Origin of the sequence: Mesorhizobium sp. M0698, from assembly GCF_040320455.1 — a bacterium.
Lineage (GTDB): Bacteria > Pseudomonadota > Alphaproteobacteria > Rhizobiales > Rhizobiaceae > Mesorhizobium.
This window is the reverse complement of record NZ_JAMYPQ010000011.1, coordinates 182,801-189,884: the sequence shown is the minus strand read 5'-3', so window position 1 is coordinate 189,884 and position 7,084 is coordinate 182,801. Positions and strand designations below refer to the sequence as shown.

The following is a 7,084-nucleotide window of genomic DNA, read 5'->3' as shown; positions in this document are numbered from 1 at the left end:
CCAGGGGTTATTTTATTTGGGGTTTTTGGCTCTGGGTTGGTTTTTTGGGGGGGTGGTGGTTGGGTTATGCGGGTCCCCGCATCCTTTCTGTGGGGGGCGGGGGGGGGTTCACCGCGGGCCCCCCTTCGTGTATCGGAACGCCCAGTGTTTCGGGGCGCACCGAAACGCGTCACACGCACGATGACGAGGACCAGATGACGGTGAAGCCCCTCTACCGACGTGTCTTGCTGAAAGCGTCGGGCGAAGCGTTGATGGGCGAGCAGCATTTCGGCATCGACGTATCGGTGGTCGACCGCATCGCCGCCGACATCGCGGAGGCCCGCGCATTGGGCATCGAAGTCGGTGTCGTCATAGGCGGCGGCAACATCTTCCGTGGCGTCGCGGTTGCGTCAAAAGGCGGAGACCGCGTCACCGGCGACCATATGGGCATGCTTGCCACGGTTATCAATTCGCTGGCGCTGCGCACCTCGCTCAACAAGATCGGCGTCGACGCCGTGGTGCTGTCGGCGATCGCCATGCCCGAGCTTTGCGAAAGTTTTTCGCAGCGTCAGGCGACCGCCTACATGAACCAGGGCAAGGTCGTCATCTTCGCCGGCGGCACCGGCAATCCGTTCTTCACCACCGATTCGGCTGCAGCCCTTCGCGCCGCCGAGATCGGCGCCGATGCTCTGTTCAAGGGCACCCAGGTCGATGGTGTCTATTCGGCTGATCCCAAGAAGGACCCGCATGCGACACGTTTCGAGCGGATCAGCCATGACGAAGTCATCAAACGCGGGCTTTCGATCATGGATACGGCGGCGATTGCACTTGCGCGCGAAAACAACATTCCGATAATCGTCTATTCGATCCACGAGAAGGGTGGCTTCGGCGATATCCTGAGGGGCGGCGGCCGTTGCACGGTTGTCGCAGACGATTGACCGGACCATGAACCCGAAAGGGACCGGTTGCGGATGAGGCTCGAACAGGGCCTAAGCAGTGAACCCGGGTTAACGGGTCGAGGAGACGATGATGAGTGGCGAGTACGACGATCTCAAACGGCGCATGGACGGGGCGATCGCCGCGTTCAAGCATGATCTGGCTTCGCTGCGCACCGGCCGCGCGTCGAGCAACCTGCTCGATGCCGTCCAGGTGCAGGCCTATGGCACCACCATGCCGATCAACCAGGTGGCAACAGTGTCGGTGCCGGAACCGCGCATGATTTCGGTTTCGGTCTGGGACAAGTCGATGGTCAGCGCAGTCGACCGCGCCATCCGTGAAGCCAATCTCGGCTTCAATCCTATCGTCGACGGTACCAATCTCAGGATTCCGCTGCCCGAGCTCAACGAACAGCGCCGCAAGGAGCTGGTCAAGATCTCGCACGGTTATGCCGAGAATGCCCGCGTCGCCGCACGCCACGTTCGCCGGGACGGCATGGACTTTCTGAAAAAGGCGGAAAAGGACGGCGACATCAGTGAGGACGACCATCGCAAACGGGCCGACCAGGTTCAGAAACTGACCGACGAGACAATCAGCACCATCGACCACCTGCTTTCCGACAAGGAAGCGGAAATCATGCAGGTCTAGGGTCTGGCCACGCCTGGCCCGGAAGCGAGAATATGGCAACGCCCGCGCATGTCGCGATCATCATGGACGGAAACGGACGCTGGGCCAAGGCGCGCGGCTTGCCGCGGCTGGCCGGTCACCGCGCCGGCGTCGAGGCGCTGCGCAAGACAGTGCGCGCCGCCCCCGGCCTCGGCATCTCCTTCCTGACCGTCTACGCTTTTTCGTCGGAAAACTGGTCACGGCCGAAATCCGAAGTCAGCGACCTCATGGGCCTGCTGAAGCTTTTCATCCGACGTGACCTCGCCGAGCTGCACCAGAGTGGGGTGCGGATCAGGGTCATCGGTGACAGGGCAGGGCTGCAGCCCGACATAAGGGGGCTGCTCGAGGAAGCCGAAACGCTCACTCTCAGCAACGAGGCGCTGACACTGGTCATTGCCTTCAATTACGGCGGGCGCGACGAGATCGTGCGCACCGCGCGCAAGCTCGCAGCGGCGGTGGCGCGCGGTGAGATCGAGAGCGAGGCGATCACGGCCGATTCCTTTGCCAGCTCGCTCGATACAGAGGGCATTCCGGACCCGGAACTGGTCATCCGCACCAGCGGCGAGCTTCGGCTGTCCAACTTCCTGTTATGGCAGGCCGCCTATAGCGAACTCGTTTTCCTGCCTTGCTACTGGCCCGACTTCAGTCGCGAGCACCTGTCCGATGCACTGCGCGATTTCGCCGGCCGCGAGCGCCGCTTCGGCGGACTTGCCGCCCAAGATGTCGCCTCAGGCTGAGGAATGAGCAACCTCCAACTCCGGGTCATTTCGGCCGTCGTGCTTGCCATCGTCACGCTTGCCCTGACCTGGCTCGGCGGACTGTCCTTCCGGTTGCTTTGCGCCGCCATGGCGGCGGTGATCTTCTACGAGTGGACGCGGATGAGCCGCCCCGTTGCCCCGGCAGGTGCTGGTGCTACGGCAGGTCTCGGCTTTCTGCCCGAGGCGCTGATCGTGGTCTTTATTGGTGCCCTCGTCGCCGGCCTGCCTGCGTCTTTGCTGCTGCCGCTCGTCGCGGCTCTGGTTGCTGTCACTGCCGTCGCTTCTTCCATGCGCAGGGCAGGACCGTGGGAAGCATCCGGCCTTGCCTATGCGGCCGTGTCCGGCTTGTCGCTGGCCTTCTTGCGTGACGGCGACCATTCAGGGCTGCTGGCCATTCTGTTCCTATTCGCCGTGGTTTGGGCGACCGATATCTTTGCCTATTTCGTCGGCCGCTCCATCGGTGGTCCAAGGCTGGCGCCGTCGATCTCGCCGGGCAAGACGCGGAGCGGGGCGCTCGGTGGGGTGGTCGGCGGCGTAGTGGCCGGGCTGCTTCTGGCCGCCGTAGCCGGAACGGGCAACCTCGTCGTGCTTGGCGTGGTCGCACTGGTGCTTTCGATTGTCGCGCAGGCCGGCGACCTGTTCGAATCATGGGTCAAGCGACGCCACGGCCGTAAAGATTCCGGCACGCTGATACCCGGCCATGGCGGCATCATGGATCGGGTAGATGGGCTTGTCGCGGCGGCTTTCGCCCTATACGTCATCGGCTGGATTTCCGCGACCGCCGACCATCCGGCACAGGGGCTGTTTCCGGTTTGAACGGCATCGTCGGTGGGCCGGCGCGGGGCTGCGTCATGGATTCGCCTGGATTGATGTCACAGTCGCGGCGTGATCTGTGCCGTGGATGAATTTGAGGGCATGAATTGAACGAGATTTTTCACGCGGTTTTCAGCACAGAGGGCTTTGTCCTCGGCACGCTGGTGCCTTTCCTGTTCGTGCTGACCGTGGTCGTTTTTGTCCACGAAATGGGCCATTACCTCGTCGGGCGTTGGTGCGGTATCGGCGCAAAAGCCTTTTCGATCGGTTTCGGCCCAGAGATCATCGGCTTCAACGATAGCCGCGGCACGCGCTGGAAGCTTTGCGCCATACCGCTCGGCGGCTACGTCAAGTTCGTCGGCGACATGAACGCGACGTCGAGCCAGCCCAGCTCGGAGGAGATCGAGGCGCTGAGCGACGAAGAACGCAAGGTTGCCTTCCACACGCAGCCGATCTGGAAGCGGGCGGCGACCGTCGTGGCGGGGCCGCTGTTCAACTTCCTGCTGACGATCGCCGTCTTTGCCGTGCTGTTTTCCGTCCATGGCCGGCCCGTGCTGGAGCCGATGGTGGCTGAGGTCACCGTCGGCAGTCCGGCCGCCGCGGCCGGCATCATGCCCGGCGACCGATTCGTCAGCGTCGACGGCAGCAAGGTCGAGACCTTTGCCGACGTCCAGCGTCTGGTCTCTGGCCGCGCCGGCGACAGCATCACCTTCGTCATGTTACGCGCCGGCAAGGAAATCACCGTCACGGCGACGCCGCGCTTGATGGAACAACAAGACGCACTGGGCAACAAGGTCCAGGTGGCCGTGATCGGCGTCGTCAACAACAAGGAACTCGGCCAGCCACGGCTGATCACCTATAGTCCGGCCGGGGCGGTCGGGGCAGCGGTCCAGGAAACCGGACACGTCATCCAGCGTACCGGCCAGTTCCTGCAACGTTTCGTTGTCGGTCGCGAGGACAAGTGCCAGCTGGGCGGCCCCATCAAGATCGCCAAGATGTCGGGTCAGGCGGCAAAGCTCGGCTTTGAATGGCTCGTGCAGCTTGTTGCATTCCTGTCAGTCGGGATAGGGATTCTCAACCTTTTGCCGATTCCCCCCCTCGACGGAGGGCATCTTCTGTTCTACGGCGTGGAGGCTGTCATCCGGCGGCCGGTGTCCGAACGCATGATGGAAATGGCTTACCGAAGCGGCCTCATATTGGTGCTCGGGTTCATGGGCTTTGTTTTCTGGAACGATCTGTTTGGGTGCTGAAATCATGAAGGAATTTGGCTTCGGCACGAGCAATGTTGAGACGCCGTTTACCATGCGTGGGGATATGCGTGACGCGAAAGCCACGCCTCAGGGTTAAGTAAATACAAATTAACCAGAAGCCTTGCGTGTAGGGAAAATCCGGTTAATACGGTAGGGGAAATTACCGCACGTCCGGTTTTCTCGCCGTGGGGACTTCGAGAAAAGGTACAAAAGCCCGATGAAGGCAGCATCCAAGTTTCTGAGCGCCGCGTCCGCGGTGGCTATGTCCGCCGCTCTGGTTGTACCAGGCGCGCTCGCAGTGCAGTTCGTTGCCACATCGGCCGCCGAGGCGGCTGTCGTCTCCAGAGTCGAAGTCACCGGCAATCAGCGTGTCGACGCGGACACCATCCGCAATTACGTGACGATCAAGCCCGGCAAGGCGTTTTCCAGTTCGGATATCGACGATGCGGTCAAGGCGCTGTTTGGCACCGGGCTGTTTTCGGATGTGCAGATCAACCAGGTCGGATCGACGCTGGTCATCAAGGTGTCCGAATACCAGGTCGTCAACCAGGTGCTGTTCCAGGGCAACAAGAAGCTTAAGGACAACGCGCTTGAGGCCGCGGTGCAATTGAAGCCGCGCGGCACCTTCTCGCAACAGCAGCTCGATGCCGATGTCGAGGCGGTCAAGGCCGCATACCGGCGTATCGGCCGCGACGATGCCGCCGTGACCACCCAGATCATGGATCTCGGCGACAACCGGGTAAACGTGGTCTTCAACATCAACGAAGGCGGCCGCACCCAGATCGCAGCGATCAATTTCGTCGGCAACAGCGCCTATTCGAGCCGCCGGCTGTCGGACATCATCTCCACCAAGCGTTCGTCCTTCCTGTCGTTCGTGCTGCGCGACGACGTTTATGACGAGGACAAGCTGCGCGCCGACCAGGAGCTGCTGCGCCGCTTCTATTATAATCACGGCTATGCCGACTTCCAGGTCGTCTCGGCTGTCGGCGAACTCGACGACACCACCAACAAATACACCGTCACCATCACGGTACAGGAGGGCGAGCGTTATACGTTCGGGGATGTCAGCGTCGAAAGCACGATCCCCGAGGTCGACGCCAAGTCGCTTGAATCGGTGGTCGAGACCCACAAGGGCGATGTCTACAACGCCAAGAACGTCGAGGACACGATCATCGCCTTGACCGAAAAGGTCGCTGGATCCGGCTATGCCTTCGCCCAGGTGACGCCGCGCGGCGACCGCAACTTCGAGAACCACACGATCTCGGTCGTCTATACGGTCGATCAGGGGACCAAGGCCTATATCGAGCGCATCGAGATTCGCGGCAACGATCGGACGCGCGACTACGTCATTCGCCGCGAGTTCGATGTCAGCGAAGGCGATGCTTTCAATCAGGTGCTCATCCAGCGCGCGAAGAGGCGGCTGGAAGCGCTCGATTATTTTGAAAAAGTCGAAATTTCCACCGTTCCGGGTTCTGAGCCGGACCAGGTTGTGCTGGTGGTCGATGTGGTCGAGAAATCGACCGGTGAGTTCACGGTCGGCGCCGGTTATTCGAGCGGCGGTGAAACGTCAGGTCCGTCCGTCGAAGGTTCCGTCAGTGAGCGCAACTTCCTCGGTCGCGGCCAATTCATCAAGGTGGCGGCGGGCGGTGGCAAGAACTCGCGCGACTACAGCTTCTCTTTCACCGAACCCTATTTCCTCGGCCGCCGGATCGCGGCCGGCTTCGACATCTACAAGCAGAGCCGAAACTACGACCATTACGACAGCGACACGACAGGCGCGACCGTCCGCTTCGGTCTGCCGATCACCGACAACATCTCAACGCAGCTGGCTTATAATATTGCGCAAGAGAAGTACGAGTTCGACGAGGGCTGCGTTCCCGTTATCAATGGTGGCACCTGCGACGTCTCCCAGGCGATCGTAAACGGCGTTGAAGAGAGCCCATGGCTCAAGTCCTCGGTCAGCCTCGGCCTGATCTACAATACCATCGACGACATGAAGAACCCGCATGACGGTATTTATGCCAATGTCGGCACCGAAGTGGCCGGCGTCGGCGGCGATGCCAAGTTCATCAAGGTCACGGCGCGCGGCAGCATTTATCAGACGTTGTCCGAACAATTGGACCTGGTGGGCCTCGTTTCGGGCGGCGCTGGCCATGTCCAGGGATATGGCAACGGCGATCTGCGCGTCTTCGACCATTTCCAGAGCAGCGACCGTATGATCCGCGGTTTCGAATATGGCGGCATCGGCCCGGTTGCTTCGGACAACAGCAATGACCATCTCGGCGGCACCACCTACTTCAATGCCTCGGCGGAAGCGCAGTTCCCGCTGCCGGTCATCCCCGAAAGCTTCGGTTTGCGTGGCGCTGTGTTCGCCGATGCGGCAACGCTCTACGGCAGCAAAATCGCAAGTGGCCTTGTCAATTCTTCGACAACCGGCATGGAATGGCGCGCTTCCGTCGGTGTCGGTTTGATGTGGGCATCGCCTTTCGGCCCGATCCGCATCGACTATGCGATCCCGGTCAAGAAGGAAAAGACCGACGACGTGCAGGAATTCAACTTCGGCATATCGACCCGCTTCTGATGTGCGGGCAATGATGCTTCCGGCTCGTTTGGATCCGGATGGCAGTGATCCGACACTACAGCGCAGCGCGTCCTATCGGACGCGCAAAGGACGGTGTAGCA

At 61.3% G+C, this 7,084-nt stretch carries 6 protein-coding genes; all 6 read left to right on the top strand.

Annotated elements, in window-relative coordinates; all coding sequences use genetic code 11:
- The first annotated feature begins 194 nt into the window (after window positions 1-194).
- Window positions 195-917: a UMP kinase gene (gene pyrH, locus NKI16_RS21925; protein ID WP_023674934.1), complete on the top strand. Its 723-nt coding sequence runs from the start codon at window positions 195-197 to the stop codon at window positions 915-917.
- A 91-nt stretch (window positions 918-1,008) separates the two neighbouring features.
- Complete coding sequence (frr, locus tag NKI16_RS21920) at window positions 1,009-1,563, top strand: ribosome recycling factor (RefSeq protein ID WP_084640965.1); 555 nt, start codon at window positions 1,009-1,011, stop codon at window positions 1,561-1,563.
- A gap of 32 nt (window positions 1,564-1,595) precedes the next feature.
- Window positions 1,596-2,318 (top strand): isoprenyl transferase, encoded by a 723-nt coding sequence (locus NKI16_RS21915; protein WP_023674936.1) that lies wholly within the window; start codon window positions 1,596-1,598, stop codon window positions 2,316-2,318.
- Window positions 2,319-2,321: 3 nt separating this feature from the next.
- Complete coding sequence (locus tag NKI16_RS21910) at window positions 2,322-3,155, top strand: phosphatidate cytidylyltransferase (protein WP_352474281.1); 834 nt, start codon at window positions 2,322-2,324, stop codon at window positions 3,153-3,155.
- A 104-nt stretch (window positions 3,156-3,259) separates the two neighbouring features.
- A complete protein-coding gene (gene rseP / locus NKI16_RS21905) occupies window positions 3,260-4,402 on the top strand; it encodes an RIP metalloprotease RseP (protein ID WP_023674938.1) in 1,143 nt (380 codons plus the stop codon).
- Window positions 4,403-4,619: 217 nt separating this feature from the next.
- Window positions 4,620-6,983: an outer membrane protein assembly factor BamA gene (gene bamA, locus NKI16_RS21900; protein ID WP_352625621.1), complete on the top strand. Its 2,364-nt coding sequence runs from the start codon at window positions 4,620-4,622 to the stop codon at window positions 6,981-6,983.
- Window positions 6,984-7,084: the final 101 nt, after the last annotated feature.

Coding starts and splice junctions, on each gene's coding strand:
- pyrH (WP_023674934.1), top strand. CDS start 195: ATGACGGTGAAGCCCCTCTACCGACGTGTCTTGCTGAAAGCGTCGGGC.
- frr (WP_084640965.1), top strand. CDS start 1,009: ATGAGTGGCGAGTACGACGATCTCAAACGGCGCATGGACGGGGCGATC.
- NKI16_RS21915 (WP_023674936.1), top strand. CDS start 1,596: ATGGCAACGCCCGCGCATGTCGCGATCATCATGGACGGAAACGGACGC.
- NKI16_RS21910 (WP_352474281.1), top strand. CDS start 2,322: ATGAGCAACCTCCAACTCCGGGTCATTTCGGCCGTCGTGCTTGCCATC.
- bamA (WP_352625621.1), top strand. CDS start 4,620: ATGAAGGCAGCATCCAAGTTTCTGAGCGCCGCGTCCGCGGTGGCTATG.